The organism is Mycobacterium sp. IDUB_19, from assembly GCF_055419445.1.
Window position 1 is genome coordinate 1 of the sequence record NZ_JBVAXR010000166.1, and the last position, 985, is coordinate 985.

The following is a 985-nucleotide window of genomic DNA, read 5'->3' on the forward strand; positions in this document are numbered from 1 at the left end:
AGGCGCTGGCCGACCAATTCGCCACCAACATCGCCGCCCACCCCGAAGACTGGCACATGCTGCAGCCCCAGTGGCTGACCGATCTGTCAGAGGCCCGGCGTGCCCGGCTACGGGAGGCCTGAATGAGGATCGGGATGGTCTGTCCCTACTCGTTCGACGTGCCGGGCGGGGTGCAGTCGCATGTTTTGCAGCTGGCCGAGGTGATGCGCGCCCGCGGTCACGAGGTCAGTGTGCTGGCGCCGGTTTCGCCGCACGCCGCGCTGCCCGAGTACGTCGTCTCGGCCGGCAAGGCCGTCCCCATTCCCTACAACGGCTCGGTGGCCCGGCTGCGGTTCGGCCCGGCAACCCACCGCAAGGTCAAAAAGTGGCTTGCCGAAGGGGATTTCGACGTGCTGCACCTGCACGAGCCCAATGCGCCCAGCCTGTCGATGCTGGCCCTGAACATCGCCGAGGGGCCGATCGTGGCCACCTTTCACACCTCGACCACCAAATCGCTGACCCTGTCCGTCGTCCAAAGCATCCTGCGGCCCATGCACGAGAAGATCGTCGGCCGGATCGCGGTGTCCGAGCTGGCCCGCCGCTGGCAGATGGAGGCGCTCGGGTCCGACGCGGTGGAGATCCCCAACGGCGTCGACGTCGCCTCACTCGCCTCGGCGCCGCGGCGGGACGGGTATCCGCGGCCGGGCAAGACGGTGCTGTTCCTGGGCCGCTACGACGAGTCGCGCAAGGGCATGGCGGTGCTGCTCGAGGCGCTGCCGCGGGTGGTGGAACGCTTTCCGGACCTGCAGGTGCTGGTCGTCGGCCATGGCGATGAGGACGAATTGCGCACGCAGGCAGGCGCATTGGCCGAGCACCTGCGCTTCCTCGGTCTGGTCGACGACGCTGGGAAAGCGTCGGCGATGCGCAGTGCCGACGTCTACTGCGCGCCCAACATCGGCGGCGAGAGTTTCGGCATCGTCCTGGTCGAGGCAATGGCCGCCGGCAC

At 68.5% G+C, this 985-nt stretch carries 2 protein-coding genes; both read left to right on the plus strand.

The annotated features are described in order from the left end of the window. A partial coding sequence (locus tag ACZY0B_RS27660; protein ID WP_463767409.1) for an LpxL/LpxP family acyltransferase occupies positions 1-122 on the plus strand: 122 nt, incomplete at its 5' end. Further along, positions 123-985, plus strand: an 863-nt coding sequence (locus ACZY0B_RS27665) for a glycosyltransferase family 4 protein (RefSeq protein WP_463767408.1), incomplete at its 3' end; no start/stop codon positions are given.